General features: G+C 54.2%; 13 protein-coding genes. 9 read left to right on the forward strand and 4 right to left on the reverse strand.

Annotation, left to right across the window (positions count from 1 at the left end):
- Positions 1-77: 77 nt before the first annotated feature.
- The 3 genes from metF to metB all read right to left on the reverse strand — a co-directional run bounded on the left by metF (position 78) and on the right by metB (position 4,781).
- Positions 78-980: a methylenetetrahydrofolate reductase gene (gene metF, locus NIM72_RS11595; RefSeq protein ID WP_253420451.1), complete on the reverse strand. Its 903-nt coding sequence runs from the start codon at positions 978-980 to the stop codon at positions 78-80.
- Between the two features lie 202 nt (positions 981-1,182).
- Positions 1,183-3,618 (reverse strand): bifunctional aspartate kinase/homoserine dehydrogenase II, encoded by a 2,436-nt coding sequence (locus NIM72_RS11600; RefSeq protein WP_161733014.1) that lies wholly within the window; start codon positions 3,616-3,618, stop codon positions 1,183-1,185.
- Positions 3,619-3,620: 2 nt separating this feature from the next.
- Positions 3,621-4,781 carry a cystathionine gamma-synthase gene (metB, locus tag NIM72_RS11605; protein ID WP_161733011.1) on the reverse strand — a complete coding sequence of 387 codons (1,161 nt, stop codon included), beginning with the start codon at positions 4,779-4,781 and terminating at the stop codon, positions 3,621-3,623.
- Between the two features lie 273 nt (positions 4,782-5,054).
- On the opposite strand from metB, the gene metJ reads away from it, so the two are divergent.
- The 3 genes from metJ to NIM72_RS11620 all read left to right on the forward strand — a co-directional run bounded on the left by metJ (position 5,055) and on the right by NIM72_RS11620 (position 9,045).
- Positions 5,055-5,372, forward strand: a complete 318-nt coding sequence (metJ, locus tag NIM72_RS11610) for a met regulon transcriptional regulator MetJ (RefSeq protein ID WP_009088019.1) — start codon at positions 5,055-5,057, stop codon at positions 5,370-5,372.
- Positions 5,373-5,658: 286 nt separating this feature from the next.
- Entirely contained in the window at positions 5,659-7,374 is a 1,716-nt protein-coding gene (locus NIM72_RS11615; protein ID WP_253420454.1) for a ShlB/FhaC/HecB family hemolysin secretion/activation protein, read from the forward strand.
- Positions 7,375-7,440: 66 nt separating this feature from the next.
- Positions 7,441-9,045, forward strand: a complete 1,605-nt coding sequence (locus tag NIM72_RS11620) for a filamentous hemagglutinin N-terminal domain-containing protein (RefSeq protein WP_253420455.1) — start codon at positions 7,441-7,443, stop codon at positions 9,043-9,045.
- Positions 9,046-9,120: 75 nt separating this feature from the next.
- Here the strand turns inward: NIM72_RS11620 and rpmE are convergent, their stop codons facing one another.
- Positions 9,121-9,336 carry a 50S ribosomal protein L31 gene (gene rpmE / locus NIM72_RS11625; RefSeq protein WP_003851227.1) on the reverse strand — a complete coding sequence of 72 codons (216 nt, stop codon included), beginning with the start codon at positions 9,334-9,336 and terminating at the stop codon, positions 9,121-9,123.
- Between the two features lie 225 nt (positions 9,337-9,561).
- Here rpmE and priA point away from each other — a divergent pair, with 225 nt between their 5' ends.
- The 6 genes from priA to rraA all read left to right on the forward strand — a co-directional run bounded on the left by priA (position 9,562) and on the right by rraA (position 16,721).
- Positions 9,562-11,757 carry a primosomal protein N' gene (gene priA, locus NIM72_RS11630; RefSeq protein ID WP_253420457.1) on the forward strand — a complete coding sequence of 732 codons (2,196 nt, stop codon included), beginning with the start codon at positions 9,562-9,564 and terminating at the stop codon, positions 11,755-11,757.
- 164 nt (positions 11,758-11,921) lie between these two features.
- Positions 11,922-12,959, forward strand: a complete 1,038-nt coding sequence (gene cytR / locus NIM72_RS11635; RefSeq protein ID WP_161733003.1) for a DNA-binding transcriptional regulator CytR — start codon at positions 11,922-11,924, stop codon at positions 12,957-12,959.
- Positions 12,960-13,111: 152 nt separating this feature from the next.
- A complete protein-coding gene (gene ftsN / locus NIM72_RS11640; protein WP_253420459.1) occupies positions 13,112-14,110 on the forward strand; it encodes a cell division protein FtsN in 999 nt (332 codons plus the stop codon).
- Positions 14,111-14,198: 88 nt separating this feature from the next.
- Positions 14,199-14,729, forward strand: a complete 531-nt coding sequence (gene hslV / locus NIM72_RS11645) for an ATP-dependent protease subunit HslV (protein ID WP_003851234.1) — start codon at positions 14,199-14,201, stop codon at positions 14,727-14,729.
- Positions 14,730-14,739: 10 nt separating this feature from the next.
- Entirely contained in the window at positions 14,740-16,077 is a 1,338-nt protein-coding gene (gene hslU / locus NIM72_RS11650) for an HslU--HslV peptidase ATPase subunit (RefSeq protein ID WP_013359469.1), read from the forward strand.
- Positions 16,078-16,235: 158 nt separating this feature from the next.
- Positions 16,236-16,721, forward strand: a complete 486-nt coding sequence (gene rraA / locus NIM72_RS11655; protein WP_009088032.1) for a ribonuclease E activity regulator RraA — start codon at positions 16,236-16,238, stop codon at positions 16,719-16,721.
- The last annotated feature ends 11 nt before the right edge of the window (positions 16,722-16,732 follow it).

Consider the following 16,732-nt stretch of genomic DNA (forward strand, 5'->3'; position numbering starts at 1 on the left):
CCCACTCCGCGCCGCCGGAGAGCAGCAATAGAAAAGTCGGGAATTTCCCGACTTTTTTACGGGATCAGGCAGAGCGGTTAAGCCGCCGCCGCCGCAACCGGACGAACCCCTAACGTGTGGCAGATGGCGTAACTCATTTCGGCACGGTTCAGCGTGTAAAAATGGAAATCTTTCACCCCTTCGCGTGACAGGATTTTCACCATATCCATCGCGATATTTGCTCCCACCATTTTGCGCGTTTCCGGATCGTCATCCAGACCGGCAAACATCGCGCTCATCCAGCCCGGCACACGCACATTGGTCAGCGTGGCAAAGCGTTGCAATTGCTTAAAGTTAGAGACCGGCAGGATACCCGGCACAATTTCCACGTCAATGCCGGTGGCAACACAGCGATCGCGGAAACGCAGATAGCTTTCGACGTCGAAGAAAAACTGGGTAATAGCCCGATTTGCGCCTGCATCGATTTTTCGTTTGAGATTAATCAGGTCGGCCTGGGCGCTTTTCGCTTCGGGATGGACTTCCGGATAGGCGGCGACGGAAATATCAAAATCGCCGACCTCTTTCAGCAGCGAAACCAGATCGCTGCCATACATCTCTGGCTTGCCGCTGCCAGGTGGCAGATCGCCACGCAGCGCCACAATATGGCGGATGCCGTTGTTCCAGTAATCCTGAGCGATGGTGCGCAGTTCATCGCGCGTCGCATCAACACAGGTCAGATGGGGTGCGGCTTCCAGGCCGCTGCGATCTTTAATGTCTTTGATAATGCTGTGGGTGCGATCGCGTTCACCTGAGTTCGCACCGTAAGTGACAGAAACGAATTTCGGTTTCAGACTGCTCAGGCGGTCAATTGAGGTCCACAGAGTCTCTTCCATTTCGCTGGTGCGCGGCGGAAAGAACTCAAACGACACATTAATTTGCCCGTTCAGTTCAGCCAGACTCTGGTTTAGCGCTTCGCGCTGATTGGCATGAAAGAAACTCATCCTGCACCCTCACTGATTAATAATCGGCCTGAAAACATCTACACGTTTAGACGTCCAGATGTTCAAAATGACGCAATCTCAGTGTGCCGTCAACGTAAAAATGGTCAACTGACGTGATCAATTTTCAATCAACATGAAGGGATTTCAACAGGAAGGAGATAACGCTTTGAAAACAGGCGCCGAAGCGCCTGATGAGGAGGGATTACAGCAGTTGTGCGAGGCGATTAATATCTGACTGAATAGCGCCGGCGGTGACATCCCGGCCTGCGCCCGGCCCGCGGATCACCAGCGGATTATCGCGATACCAGCGGCTCTCAATGGCAAAGACGTTGTCGCACGGCAGCAGCGCGGCCAGCGGGTGCTCCGGTCGCACCGCTTCAACACCTACGCGCGCCTTGCCGTTAGCATCAAAACGGGCAACGTAGCGCAGCACCAGGTCCATCTCCCGCGCGGCTTCCAGCCGCTGCAGCATCTGCTCGTTCAGCTCTTCGCCATTTTCAAAGAAGTGGTCCACAGATCCCTGCTGACAGTTGTTCGGCACTAGCGATTCAACCCGCACCTGATCCGGCTCGATGTTGTAGCCCGCCTCACGGGCAAGGATCACCAGTTTGCGCATCACATCCTGACCCGAGAGATCGGCGCGCGGATCAGGCTCGGTTAACCCCTGCTGCCACGCCTGATCCACCAGCTCGGTAAACGGCACCGTGCCATCAAACTGCAGGAACAGCCACGACAGCGTACCGGAGAAGATCCCGCTAATCGCCAGAATGGTATCGCCGCTGTCGCGCAGATCGCGCACCGTATAGTTAATCGGCAGACCAGCACCAACAGTGGCGTTATAGAGCCAGTGACGCCCGGTTTTGGTAAAGGCATCGCGAATCTGCCGCCAGGTCTGGCTGTCAGACGCACCCGCAACCTTGTTGGCGCTGATCACATGAAAACCGTGGCTGGCAAAGTCAAGATACTGCTGCGCCAGGGGTGTACTGGCCGTGACATCCAGTACCACCAGGTCATCGAACGGGTGAGCACGCATCCACAGGAACAGCGACTCTTCATCGCGCTCCACCGCCTCATCATCAAAGAAGGCGAGTGCACGACTGGCATCCAGCCCGTCATAGCTCAGCAGGCTGCGGCTGCTGTCCGCGACGCCCGCCAGCACAAATTCAAAGCCGGTGCGCGCTGACAGCGTTTCCTGATCACGGGCAAACAGTTCCAGCCAGCGTGAACCGATATTGCCTTTGCCAAACAGCATCAGACCGATGCGCTTTTCTGCGCGGAACAGTGACTGATGCAGTCCCTGAATCAGGTGCTGGGTCGGCCCGACGCGCAGCACCGCCACCACGCTGATGTGATCTTCTGACTGCCAGATGAATTCAACAGGCTGATCTTTTAACTGCTGCCAGAAGCGATGAGTATGCAGCGGGTTACGGGTAACGCCTGCTCCCACCAGTGCTACCAGCGCCAGGCCGTCGCGCAGCTGCAGATGACCCGGTAAACCGGCGTCCTGTAGCAACGTGAAGGCGCTGTTGACCACTTCGGAGGTATAACAGAGTTGCAGCAGCTGACGATCAGGATGGACGCCAAACGCCAGCGGGCGCAGTTGCGCGCGCTTCAGCAGCAGATCGATCTCTTTGTGCAGGATAGCGAAGTCATGCTGCTCTGGCAGCTGAATTTCAATCAGGCAAACATCATCGTGGCTGGTTACGATGCGCGCCCCGGTCCCCGAAGCCAGCACACGCTCGATGCGGGTTGAGCCCTGCTCTGGCTGATAGCTGCAGCGCAGTTGCAGGTCGATATCGCTGCCAGAAACCGGCTGCAGCGTGCGGGTATGCAGCACCGGAGCAGCCAGGCGAGCCAGCTCACTGGCTTCATCCAGCCTTAACAGCGGCAGCAGACAGGCATCAGAAACTTTGCGGGGATCGGCGCTGTAAACGCCCGCGACATCGCTCCAGATGGTCACGCGTCCTACACCCGCCAGCGCGCCAATCTGCGTGGCGGAATAGTCGGAGCCGTTGCGGCCAAGCAGGACGGTTTCACCGGCATCGTTGCGGCTGATAAAGCCGGTTACCACGATGCGCTTTTGCGGATGCTGCGCCAGCAAAGTCTGCAGCAGGGGCCAGGATTTACCCTCATCCACCTGCGGCTGAGCAGCACGTTCAGCACGCAGAAACTCACGCGCATCCAGCCAGCAGGCCTGCAGATCACGCTGGCTCAGTACCGCTGACATCAGGCGTGCCGACCATATTTCACCGTGCCCGACCACGTCGGCATAGACCGCATCGGTGATCGGCGCATCCAGCAGTACGGCCAGCTTTTCCAGATCGCGGATAAATGCAGTGATTAAGGGTTCGGCGATCTCAGCAGGCAGCAGCGCACCGATTAGCTCGCTCTGGTAGCGCCGTAAAGCCTGTTGCACCTGATGCGCAGAGAGCCGATCGTTCTGGCTCAGCTTCAGCCAGCTAATCAGCTGGTTGGTGGTTGAACCTGCCGCGGAGACCACCATCAGATCGCCCGGCTGGCTGTAGTCCGCCATAATGCTGGCAACGCGCTGATAGCAGCGCGCATCGGCCAGGCTGCTGCCGCCAAACTTGTGCAACTGCCTGATGTTCGGCGTTCCCGCGCCTGCTGAAATCGTCATGCTTAATCCTCGGCTGCGATCCGGAATGCATTATCCAGATCGGCAATTAAATCTTCGTGATCTTCAATACCAACAGAAACCCGTAGCAGCGTATCGGAAATGCCTGCTGCCGCGCGTGCTTCTGCCGACATCCCCGCGTGCGTCATGGTGGCGGTATGGGAGATCAGACTCTCTACGCCGCCCAGCGATTCCGCCAGCGTAAATAACCGCAACGCTTTCAGGAAGCGACGCAGCAGCGCCTCATCACCGTCGACCTCGAAACTCAGCATGGCGCCAAAGCCACGCTGCTGACGTACAGCATGTTCGTGTCCGGCGTTTTCCGGCAGCGAAGGATGATACAACTTTTTCACCCGCTTTTGCTGCTTGAGATAGTCCACAATCGCGAGTGCGTTGCGTTGAGCAGCGGCGATGCGCGGTGACAGCGTACGAATCCCGCGAAGCAGCAGATAACTGTCAAATGCCGCGCCGGTCACGCCAATGTTATTTGCCCACCAGGCCAGGTCGGTCGCCAGTTGCGGATCTTTGGCAATCACCGCGCCCGCCACCACATCGGAGTGACCATTGAGGTATTTGGTACAGGAGTGGATCACCAGGTCCGCACCCAGCGCGAGAGGATTCTGCAGCGCCGGACTCATAAAGGTGTTGTCTACCACGCTGACGGCACCCGCCGCGCGTGCGGCGGCGCAAATCGCGCTGATATCCACGACGCGCAACAGCGGATTACTGGGACTTTCAATCAGCACCAGTTTGGGGTTTTCATCCAGCGCCGCCTGCAGCGCCACCGGGTCGCCCTGATCGACAAATTTCACCCGATACGCGCCGCGTTTGCTTAGGCTGTCAAATAACCGATAGCTGCCGCCATAACAGTCGTGTGGCGCAACCAGCAGATCGCCAGGCTTCAGGAACACCGTCGTGACCAGGTGAATAGCCGACATGCCGGTATTGGTTAATACCGCACCCGCCCCGCCTTCCAGTTCCGCCAGCGTACGCTGTACGACATCACGCGTGGGGTTACCACGACGGGAATAGTCATGTGCACGAGGCTCATTGAAATCCAGGAAGTTATAGGTTGTAGAGAGGTGGATGGGCGGGACAACGCAGCCATATTGCTCGTCATCATTCAAACCGCTGCGCACTGCGATGGTTGCCGGTTTACGCGTCATGAGCGAATTGTTCCTGAAGAGTTAAAAAAATGTAGTCCACAGAATATCATCCTCTAATTAGACGTCAATACATCTGGACATCTAAATGTCTTTGCGTATAGATTGAGCACAAACGCAATAACCGCTAAAATTATGCGTCATCGCCTGGCGTTCCCCTCTGTAATGCAGAAGCGGCGAACGAAGAAAACCCGCCATATGAGGGGTCAGGCAGGAAAAAATCAGGCATAATCCGCTGATTTCCTCACATTTAACGTTTATTAATTAAGGTAACCCATGGCTGAATGGAACGGCGAATATATCAGCCCATACGCTGAGCACGGTAAGAAGAGCGAGCAGGTCAAGAAGATTACAGTTTCTATCCCATTGAGCGTGCTGAAGATTTTAACGGATGAGCGTACCCGTCGTCAGGTGAATAACCTGCGTCACGCTACCAACAGCGAGCTGCTTTGCGAAGCCTTTTTACATGCCTTTACGGGTCAACCGCTGCCGGATGATGTCGACCTGCGTAAAGAGCGTAGTGATGAGATTCCGGAAGAAGCAAAAGCAATCATGCGCCAGATGGGTGTCGACCCGGATACCTGGGAATATTAATTCCCGGGGCCGGTTTCGCTTAACCCCGCTTCAGAGGAGCAGGCTCCGCTCAGGGAGCCGCTTTCTGATCCGATGTGAAATGACCTTCCTGCTTTCCGTAATCTGACAGACCCTTCTGAATATTGCCCGCCAGACTTATCATAAAACTCCAGCCTGTTCTCCTATTATTCCGTTATTTCTGTTGCAATAAGAATGTCTTTTTATTCCGACAATAGAATAATTACTATTGTTCACTATTATCTGCATCCGTAAAATTTTGCCAGAGCGACTATTTCACGGAAAGAAAATGAGTATTAAATATAAAATAACGTCATCTGCATCCGCTTATCTTCTTATTTTTTTCGCTGCAGTAACCTTTTCCTTTCCTGATCAGGCGAAAGCTGCACCCGCTCTCACAGAGTCAAATGGGAATATCAATGCACTGCAACAGGATCGGGTACGCAAAGCGCAACTGATGCCTGAAGCGCAGCGGGCAGCGTCTGAACAACAGCGCTTCCGGGCAGAAGAGATTCCCTTTCCGCATGAAGAAAAATGTTATCTTATCGATAAGGTCTTTTTAAAGCAGGATAACAAAAAACTTCACCTCGAAAAATTAAGGTATTTTACTTCTCAGGCAGAAGGAAAATGTCTGGGTATCGCGGGTATAAAACTGCTGGCAAAAACTCTGCAAAATGAAATCATCCGGGCGGGATATATCACCACACGTGTTAATTTACCGGAGCAGAACCTGTCAGGTGGTGAATTAAAATTTGATATTAATGCCGGTAAAGTGGGAAAAATCGTTCTTAATAAATCCGGAGACGACTATATCAATTTAACCAGCACATTACCGTTCAAAGCGGGTGATGTGCTTGAACTCAGCGACCTTGAACAGGGTAGTCTTAATCTTCAGCGAGTACCGGGATCGCAGGTTAACGTCAATCTGGTGCCTGGCAGTGGCAAAGGTGAAAGCGACATTTATATCCAGCGCAGGCAGGATAAATACTGGCAGGTGGGTGCATGGCTCAATGATGGTGGCTCGGTTGCAACAGGCCGATATCAGGGTGGTGCAGCGCTCTATCTGAATAATATTACCTCACTCAGTGACACCCTTTATGTCTCTTATGGCCACGATATTGCCCCGAAGCACACGATAAAAGGTAACAGTAATAAATCGATAGGTTATTCAATCCCCTGGGGATACTGGTGGCTCGATCTCTACGCCAGTCACAGTGACTACCGACAATTTATGACCGGAAACTGGGCAAAATGGACGCTGAATAATAAGAACCATTATTACAGTGCGCAACTCAATCGGCTGATTTCACGAACCGTGCATCAGACCAGCACGGTTGGCCTGCAAATATTTGATACGGAATCGCGTTACTCTCTGGATGATTTTGACCTTGTCAGCATGCATAAAAGAAGTGCGGGCTGGAAAGCGGTGCTGCAACATCAAATCAATGTTGATAATGCAGGTCTCGCAACCACGCTAAGTTACCAAAGAAAGATGCCCTGGTTTAACAGCAGTAATACTGTTGAGCAGGAGTATGGACTCATTGATAAGCAAGGTCGGATTGTCACTTTAGATCTTGAGGGTTCCGTCAACTTTCGTGTCTATGAAAACTGGCTGAATTACTCCCCTCATATCAGCCTGCAATATTCGCCCGATAGCCTCTCGTCACTTAACCGCTTTTCGCTGGCAAACCGCTGGACGGTGCGCGGTTTCGATGGTGAATATTCTCTTCAGGACAATAAGGGAGGGTACTGGCGCAACGATCTTAGCTGGATAATCCCCGGCCAACCGATTCAGCCCTATATCGGTGTTGATGCAGGCCAGGTCTATGGCAATTACAACCAGCTGTATTATAAAGGAAAAACCGTCATAGGCAGCATTGTCGGCCTGCGGGGAAAACTTCTGCAAACACGCTTTGATCTTTTTGCCGGTACCCCGCTAAAAAAACCACAAGCCTTTCACACTGATCCACTTACGCTGGGTTTTTCATTGCAATGGAAATATTAAAAAAGATGGACATTTTTTAATAAAAAAAACTTTAAAAAACACTCACACAGAAAAAGGATAGAAATAATGAAGAAGCATAAGTTTAACCTGTTATTCCTGGCTACCGTGGCCACATTGTGCAGCCAGCCTGCGCTGGCTGCACTCAATACTTACACTCATGCAAATGGATCGACAGTTGTTAATATTAATCAGGCTGATGCAAATGGTCTTTCTCATAATATGTATCAGAATTTTAACGTCACCAGTGATGGAATGGTCCTGAATAATAGCACGACAGATTTAGTGCGTGACAAAGGTGATCTTGCGCGAAACAGCAATCTGGATAAGTCAGCCAGCCTTATCCTGAATGAAGTTATCTCAAAAAGCTCATCTTCACTGAATGGCTATATTGAAGTCGCCGGTCAAAAAGCGGATGTCATTATCGCCAACCCGAATGGTATTACCTGCTCTGGCTGTAGCTTTATTAACACCGGACGCGCCACGCTGACCACCGGAACGCCCACCTTTACCGAGGGTGCATTGACTGGTTTCAATGTGGCGAAAGGCACGATTACGGTTAATGGTAATGGCCTGAAAGGTGCCGATTACACCGACCTTCTGGCGCAGAAAATTAATATTCAGGGACAGATCGCTACTACTCAATTACAAGCGATTGCTGGTATCTATGATTACAATATCGCTTCCGGTTCGGCGACAGCGACTGGAACGGCCAAAGCCTACGGCAACACCATTGATGTCAGCGCGCTGGGTGGGGCAACTGCGGGAATTATTCAGCTGCAGACTACTGATGCCGGAGCGGGTGTCAATAATAGCGGCATACTGAATGCGACTAATCTCTACATTGCAGCTAATGGCACATTAACCAATAGCGGCACGATTGAAACCGGACTGCTTAGCGCCACCGCAGGTGGCAGTATAACGAACAGAGGAACACTGTCTGCCAGCCAGGCTGTTCTGCAGACAACGGACGCGTTCACCAATAACGGCACCATTAAAACGACGGATTACGCCACCATCGTCAGCCTGGGAAAAATTTCTAACAACAATAATGCGCAAATTGATGCTGCTGGTGCTGTAAATATTGTTTCTCTGGCCGGTAATATTGAGAACAGAGGAACAATCACGACGCCAAAAACGTTGGCCATGCAGACCGGTTATAATACGGTTGACGGCGTCGTCACGGCTGTCGCCAACACCAGCCTGCTCAATTCAGGGGCAATTCAGGCTGGAAACCTGAGTATGAATGCCGTTAAAGAGGTCAGCCTCCTGTCTGGCGGAGACGTGACTTCACAGGGGACAGCCTATGTTTCTGCGATAAAGGTCTCTAACGCGGCGACTCTGACCGCTCAGAGTGCCTCTGTTATGGCGAATGAGGTCAGCAATCAGGGCGTCATGCAGGCAACCGGACTGTTAAACGTGTCGGGCAAAAACGGCATATCTAATAGCGGTACCATGAAGGCGGAAACGCTGACACTGGCGACAGACAAGAAAATCAGTAACTCATCCTGTTTACTCTGGGTGCTGTGCAGTAAAGGTACGATGTCAGCCGATAAAATCTCGATTACCGCACCGAAGATCGCCGCGATTGGTGATTTAGATGGTACTTATACGACGCAGGTACTTGAACTGAATAAGCCTGCGGCGACCCCGGGAACGGACACCAGCCTGTAACAGCCATAAAAAAAACCCAGCCGAAGCTGGGTTTTTTCTTGCCGCCGAACCCGCAGGTTCAGGTGCCTTTTAATCTTATTTTTTAGCGCCTGGCACGCTGAAACGCTTGTTAAAGCGGTCAACACGGCCACCAGTTGCCACTTCACGCTGCTTACCGGTATAGAACGGGTGGCATTTGCCACAAACGTCCAGGTTCAGTTCGTGAGTCAGTGTTGAACGGGTGTGGATCTCGTTGCCGCAGGTACATTTGATAGTAACTGCTTCGTATTTCGGGTGAATACCTTGTTTCATGGGAAACCTCATAGAAGGCCGTGTCGCTCTCCGTGCCAGGCGTTAACCTGCACAGCACCACACGCGGTTGAACATTATAGGGTGTACTCCGGCCAGATTTTCTCACCGAAGGGGGCATATTATACAGGTAAGTCTGGATTGCTGCAAATATATGCTGAGATACCCGCCACAGGGGGTCAGCGTGTACACTAGCTTCCCCGATGATTGAGCCGGAAAGAGAGAGTTATGCCCGTTGTTCAGGTTGCCCTGCCCGTCCCCTTGCCCCGCCTGTTTGATTATCTGCCGCCTCAGGGTGTGCAGCCGGTCATTGGCGGGCGCGTGAGTGTGCCCTTTGGCAATCGCAGAATGATCGGGATTGTGGTCGCCTTTCGTGACAGCAGCGAACTGCCGGAAGCACAGCTCAAGCGCGTGGTTGAGGTGCTGGACAGTGAGTCTCTCTATCCCCCGTCGCTGTGGCGCATCCTGAACTGGGCCGCCAGCTACTACCACTCGCCGCAGGGTGAAGTGCTGAGCCACGCGATTCCGGTGCTACTGCGCCAGGGCAAAGCGGCGCAGGACAATCCCCTGTGGCGCTGGGAAATTACCGAGCAGGGCCGTGAAACCGCGCCGGAAAGTTTAAAGCGCGCCCCGAAACAGCAGCAGGCGCTGGCAGCACTGCGTCAGCAACCGCTCTATCGGCATCAGGTCAGTGAACACGATCTTACCGAGGCAACATTACAGGCATTGCGGGCTAAAGGATTATGCGAACTGCATGAGCATCAGCCGCAGATGCACGACTGGCGCACCACTTATGCTGTAAAAGGCGAACGGCTGCGACTGAATACCGATCAGGCGATGGCCGTGGGTGCGATTCGGGCAGATGATGAACACTATGCCGCCTGGCTGCTGGCGGGCATCACCGGCTCCGGCAAAACTGAGGTTTACCTCAGCGTGCTGGAAAATGTGCTGGCACGGGGTAAACAGGCGCTGGTGCTGGTGCCGGAGATTGGCTTAACCCCACAAACGATTGCCCGCTTTCGGGAACGTTTTGATGCGCCCATCGATGTGCTGCACTCTGCATTAAATGACAGTGAACGGCTGGCGGTCTGGTTACGTGCCCGGCGCGGCGAAACGGCGATTGTGATTGGTACCCGCTCGGCGCTGTTTACGCCGCTGGCTCGTCCTGGCGTCATCATTATTGATGAAGAGCATGACAGCTCCTACAAACAGCAGGAAGGCTGGCGCTATCAGGCGCGCGATCTGGCTGTGTTCCGTGCCCATGAAGAGGATATCCCGATTGTCATGGGCTCGGCGACACCGGCTCTGGAGACGCTGCACAATGTCCGCAGCGGCAAGTATCGCCAGCTCGACCTGACAAAGCGCGCCGGCAACGCCCGACCGGCGCTGCAACAGCTTATCGATTTAAAAGGCGTGCAGCTGATCGGCGGCCTGGCACCGGGTCTGATTGGTAAAATACGCCAGCATCTGCAGGCCGACAATCAGGTGTTGCTGTTTCTTAACCGCCGCGGCTTTTCACCCGCCCTGCTCTGTCACGACTGCGGCTGGATTGCCGAGTGTACCCGCTGTGACCGCTACTACACCCTGCATCAGCACCACCGTCAGCTACGCTGCCATCATTGCGACAGCCAGCGTCCGCTACCTAATCAGTGCCCGCAGTGTGGCTCAACCCATCTGCTGCCGGTCGGCGTCGGTACTGAGCAGCTGGAGCAGCAGCTCGGCACACTCTTCCCTGGCGTGCCGGTGTCGCGCATCGATCGCGATACCACCAGCCGCAAAGGTGCCCTGGAGCAGCATCTGGCTGACGTCCATCGTGGCGGCGCACGTATCCTGGTCGGCACCCAGATGCTGGCCAAGGGCCACCACTTCCCCGATGTCACACTGGTCTCGCTGCTGGATGTTGATGGTGCCCTGTTCTCAGCCGATTTCCGTGCGGCGGAGCGCTTTGCTCAGCTCTACACCCAGGTCGCCGGCCGTGCTGGCCGTGCCGGAAAGCAGGGTGAGGTGATGCTGCAGACTCACCATCCGGAACACCCCTTACTGCAGACACTGCTGCATCAGGGTTATTCAGCCTTTGCCCAGCAGGCGCTGCTGGAGCGACAGGCGGTTCACCTGCCACCCTGGAGCCGCCATGCGCTGTTCCGCGCGGAAGATATGGATAACCAGCAGGCAGCCGAATTTTTGCAACAACTTCGTAACCTGCTGGAGGCGAGCCCGCTGAATGACAAGGCGATGTGGTTTATGGGTCCGTTGCCCGCTTTGCAGCCCAAACGCAGTGGACGCTGGCGCTGGCAACTTCTGTTGCAGCATCCTTCCCGGCAACGTCTGCAACAGTTACTGAGCAGTTCGTTGCCGCTGGTTTCAACGCTCCCCGCTGCGCGCAAAGTGAAATGGACGCTGGATATCGACCCGACCGAGAGCTGATTTTTACTGACACTGCGAGCCAGATCGAAAAATGTCGCATAAGTCACAATTTTTATGCAAATTAAGTAACAACCAGCCGGGCAATCGTTAACAATGTTGCCCGGTTTGCCTTCAGGTCAGGCAAAAACAGAATCGAACGCGCCATAACGCGTCAGGAGCATGTGTTGGAGCAGAATCAACAACCGCCCGCCGCCACGATGAAGGATGTCGCGGAGCATGCGGGCGTCTCAACCGCCACCGTATCGCGTGCGCTCATGAATCCGGAGAAGGTTTCTGCGGCGACCCGCCAGAAAGTCGAGCAGGCCGTTGCCGCCGTCGGCTATGCAGCACATGGCCCAACGCGCAACGCACGGCGTAACGAAACGCGAACCATCCTGGTTATTGTCCCTGACATCTGCGATCCCTTCTTTAGTGAAATCATTCGTGGCGTCGAAGTCACGGCAGCCGAAGAAGGCTATCTGGTCCTGATTGGTGACTGTGCTCATCAGAATCAGCAGGAGCGAACCTTTCTCAATCTGATGGTCACACGACAGATCGATGGCATGGTGCTGCTCGGGTCACAGTTGCCCTTTGATGCCAGCATTGATGAGCAACGTAACCTGCCGCCCATGGTGATGGCGAATGAGTTTGCGCCGGAAATGTCGCTGCCCACAGTTCACATCGATAACCTGACCGCCGCATTTGAAGCGGTGAATCATTTACTGCAGTTAGGCCACTCGCAGATCGCCTGTATCGCCGGGCCGGAAGAGATGCCGCTCTGTCAGTATCGGTTGCAGGGCTATGTACAGGCGATGCGTCGCAGCGGGCTGACGGTCGATCCCACCTATATTGTGCGCGGTGATTTTACGTTTGAAGCAGGCGTGGCCGCCATGAATCAGCTGATGACCCTGCCGCAACCGCCGCGCGCCCTGTTCTGCCACAGCGATATTATGGCGCTGGGGGCGATGAATCAGGCCAGACGCTGTGGACTGCGGATACCGGAGGACCTCTCTGTGGTCGGATTCGATGACATTGAGCTATCACGTTACTGCGAGCCGCCGTTGACCACGGTCACGCAGCCACGTTACCAGATAGGCCGGGAGGCGATGCTTCTGCTGCTGGATGAGTTAAATGGCAAACGGGTCATCAGCGGATCGCGGCTGCTGGATGCCGGTTTAACCATTCGTGGCAGCACGGCGCGAGCAAAAAAGCGTGAAAAATAAGCGTATTTGTCTGATTTTTTCAGTAGATTCTTAAGGCGAACACTGCTGGTCAAAGTTCCGACCCTTGAGTAACATGGCGGACTCCTTGCCGGGCGCGTAAAAATCATCATTTCGCCCAACTGGCACTATTTTTGAAGGGTATAAGAACGAGAGTGGCACAAAAAGATTACGTAGGCCGCGGGCGTTCAACAGGGACGCGTCGCAAAAAAAGCCCCAGCCGTGGCAAGAAGAGCAAAAGCGGTTCGGGAACATCTAAATTGATGATTGTACTGGCGGTCGCAGTGTTGGTGACCTTTGCCGGTGGTTTATGGTTCCTGGCGCATCACAAGAAAGAAGACGTGCCGGTCATTACGGATCATAAAGCCAACGGCAATGGCTTGCCGCCGAAGCCAGAAGAGCGCTGGAAATATATTAAAGAGCTGGAGAACCGTCAGGTCACCGTGCCGACGCCTATCGAACCCTCTTCAGGTGGCGAAGTGAAGTCGCAGACACAGCTGACCGATGAGCAGCGCCAGTTGCTGGAGCAGATGCAGGCAGATATGCGTCAGCAGCCGACGCAGCTCAACGAAGTGCCGTGGAACGAACAAACCCCGGCGCAACGTCAGCAGACGCTGCAGCATCAGCAGCAGTTGCAACAGCTGCAACGCCAGCAGCAGGTTCAGCAACAACAGCAGCAGCAACATCAGCAACAACAACAGGTTCAGCAACAGCGCCAGCAGTTGCAGGCCCAGCAGCAACAGCAACGCCAGCAGCAGTTGCAGCAACAACAGCAGCGTCAGCAACAGCAGCAATTACAACAACAGCAACGTCAGCAGCAGCAAAACGTACAGCGCCAGACGCAGCCTGCACCGATCACGCGGGAGCCGGACATACAGTCAAAACCGCAGGAGACCGCGAAGGCGAAAACAGCGGAGAAAGCCTCTTCGCAGCGCTGGATGGTGCAGTGTGGTTCGTTCAAAGGCACTGACCAGGCTGAATCGGTGCGTGCAGGCTTAGCCTTTGAAGGTTTTGAAAGCCGTATTACGACCGGTGGCGGCTGGAATCGTGTGGTTATCGGTCCGTATAAAGACCGCGCCTCCGCTGACAGCACCCTGAAACGCCTGCGCAGTTCCGGACACTCCAGCTGTATTCCACTCTCCGTCGGGGGTTGAAACCCGTCAAACCCGCCCCATATCTGTTGCATGATACTCCGCGCCCCGTGCGCGGAGTCCTTTTCCGACTGCAACAAGGGGTCTGCCCGTGACAACAATAGTAAGTGTACGACGCAACGGCCAGGTAGTGATTGGCGGTGATGGCCAGGCTACGCTCGGCAATACCGTGATGAAAGGCAACGTTAAAAAAGTGCGTCGTTTATACAACGATAAGGTGATTGCCGGATTTGCTGGCGGCACCGCAGACGCCTTCACCCTGTTTGAACTTTTCGAACGTAAACTGGAAATGCATCAGGGCCACCTGGTGAAAGCCGCGGTGGAACTGGCGAAAGACTGGCGTACCGACCGCATGCTGCGTCGCCTTGAAGCTTTACTGGCCGTCGCAGATGAGTCAGCCTCTCTGATCATCAGCGGTAACGGTGACGTCATCCAGCCTGAAAACGATCTGATCGCCATCGGCTCCGGTGGGCCTTTCGCCCAGGCAGCAGCACGTGCGCTGCTGGAGAATACCGAAATGGGCGCACGCGACATCGTCGAAAAGTCGCTGAATATCGCGGGTGATATCTGCATCTACACTAACCACAACGTTAATTTCGAAGAATTAACGTCTAAGGCGTAAGGGTATAAATATGTCTGAGATGACTCCACGCGAAATCGTCAGCGAGCTGAACCGCTTTATCATCGGCCAGGACAGCGCCAAGCGCGCCGTGGCTATTGCACTTCGCAACCGCTGGCGCCGCATGCAGCTCGACGAAGAGTTGCGCCATGAAGTGACACCAAAAAACATCCTGATGATCGGTCCGACCGGTGTCGGTAAAACTGAGATCGCGCGTCGTCTGGCTAAGCTGGCCAATGCACCGTTCATCAAAGTCGAAGCGACTAAATTTACCGAAGTGGGATATGTCGGTAAGGAAGTAGATTCTATCATTCGTGACCTGACCGATTCGGCCATTAAGATGGTGCGCAGTCAGGCGATTGAAAAGAACAAATACCGTGCCGAAGAGATGGCCGAAGAGCGCATTCTCGATGTGCTGATTCCGCCTGCGAAAAACAACTGGGGCCAGGCAGAGCAGAGCGCTGAGCCGTCTGCGGCGCGCCAGTCGTTCCGCAAAAAGCTGCGCGAAGGCCAGCTGGACGATAAAGAGATTGAGATCGATCTGGCCGCCAGCGCGCCTGGTGTTGAGATCATGGCGCCTCCTGGCATGGAAGAGATGACCAGCCAGCTGCAGTCGATGTTCCAGAACCTCGGCGGTCAGAAGCAGAAAGCGCGCAAGCTGAAGATCAAAGAAGCGATGAAGCTGCTGATCGAAGAAGAAGCGGCAAAGCTGGTTAATCCGGAAGAGCTTAAGCAGGACGCGATTGATGCGGTTGAGCAGCACGGTATCGTGTTTATCGATGAGATCGACAAAATCTGTAAGCGCGGCGGCCAGAATGCCGGCGGCCCGGATGTTTCTCGCGAAGGTGTTCAGCGCGACCTGCTGCCGCTGGTTGAAGGCTGTACCGTTTCGACCAAGCATGGCATGGTGAAAACTGACCACATTCTGTTTATCGCTTCAGGCGCGTTCCAGGTTGCCAGCCCTTCTGACCTGATTCCGGAACTGCAGGGTCGTCTGCCCATCCGTGTAGAGCTGCAGGCACTGACCGTGAATGATTTCCAGCGCATCCTGACCGAGCCGAATGCCTCCATCACCGTGCAGTATAAAGCGCTGATGAATACCGAGGGCGTGAACATTGAGTTCACCGAAGAGGGTATCCGCCGAATCGCTGAAGCCGCATGGCAGGTCAACGAAACCACCGAAAACATCGGTGCGCGCCGTCTGCATACGGTGCTGGAACGTCTGATGGAAGATATATCGTATGACGCCAGCGATCGTCACGGTGAATCCGTGACCATCGATGCTGATTATGTCGGCAAACATCTGGATGAACTGGTGGCTGACGAAGACCTTAGCCGCTTCATTCTCTGATTCACTGAATCAGCGTATTTCAGAAGCCCAGCCCATCCGGCTGGGCTTTTTTATGCATGTTCTTGATCGAACGATGCTTTTTTCATACTGATGATTTTGCCAACAATCTGCATATAGCGATATACTTACCCTTCCTGTGGCAAACAGACGAAACCCTTATGAAATACGATACATCTGAACTCTGCGATATCTACCATGAAGAAGTGAACGTTGTTGAACCGCTTTTTTCAAACTTTGGTGGGCGCACTTCATTCGGTGGTCAGATTACCACAGTGAAATGCTTTGAAGACAACGGCTTACTCTACGATCTGCTGGAAGAGAATGGCCGGGGTCGCGTCCTGGTAATCGATGGCGGCGGCTCCGTGCGTCGTGCGCTGGTCGATGCGCAGCTGGCACGCCTGGCGGCAACCAACGAGTGGGAAGGCCTGGTGATTTACGGTTCGGTACGCCAGGTTGATGAGCTGGAGGAGCTGGAGATTGGCATTCAGGCCATTGCCGCGATTCCGGCAGGCGCTGCGGGTGAAGGGATTGGTGAAAGCGATGTGCGCGTCAATTTCGGCGGCGTCACCTTCTTCTCCGGCGACCATCTTTATGCCGATAATACCGGTATCATTCTGTCAGAGGATGCGCTGGACCTCGAATAGGCCGGACATGA

Origin of the sequence: Pantoea sp. B550 (genome assembly GCF_024158165.1) — a bacterium.
Classification (GTDB): domain Bacteria; phylum Pseudomonadota; class Gammaproteobacteria; order Enterobacterales; family Enterobacteriaceae; genus Pantoea; species Pantoea alfalfae.

Bases quoted from the DNA above. Each gene is read 5' to 3' on its own strand.
- rpmE (WP_003851227.1), bottom strand. From the start codon at position 9,336: ATGAAACAAGGTATTCACCCGAAATACGAAGCAGTTACTATCAAATGT.
- NIM72_RS11615 (WP_253420454.1), top strand. From the start codon at position 5,659: ATGAGTATTAAATATAAAATAACGTCATCTGCATCCGCTTATCTTCTT.
- hslU (WP_013359469.1), top strand. From the start codon at position 14,740: ATGTCTGAGATGACTCCACGCGAAATCGTCAGCGAGCTGAACCGCTTT.
- metF (WP_253420451.1), bottom strand. From the start codon at position 980: ATGAGTTTCTTTCATGCCAATCAGCGCGAAGCGCTAAACCAGAGTCTG.
- priA (WP_253420457.1), top strand. From the start codon at position 9,562: ATGCCCGTTGTTCAGGTTGCCCTGCCCGTCCCCTTGCCCCGCCTGTTT.
- metJ (WP_009088019.1), top strand. From the start codon at position 5,055: ATGGCTGAATGGAACGGCGAATATATCAGCCCATACGCTGAGCACGGT.
- NIM72_RS11620 (WP_253420455.1), top strand. From the start codon at position 7,441: ATGAAGAAGCATAAGTTTAACCTGTTATTCCTGGCTACCGTGGCCACA.
- metB (WP_161733011.1), bottom strand. From the start codon at position 4,781: ATGACGCGTAAACCGGCAACCATCGCAGTGCGCAGCGGTTTGAATGAT.
- NIM72_RS11600 (WP_161733014.1), bottom strand. From the start codon at position 3,618: ATGACGATTTCAGCAGGCGCGGGAACGCCGAACATCAGGCAGTTGCAC.
- rraA (WP_009088032.1), top strand. From the start codon at position 16,236: ATGAAATACGATACATCTGAACTCTGCGATATCTACCATGAAGAAGTG.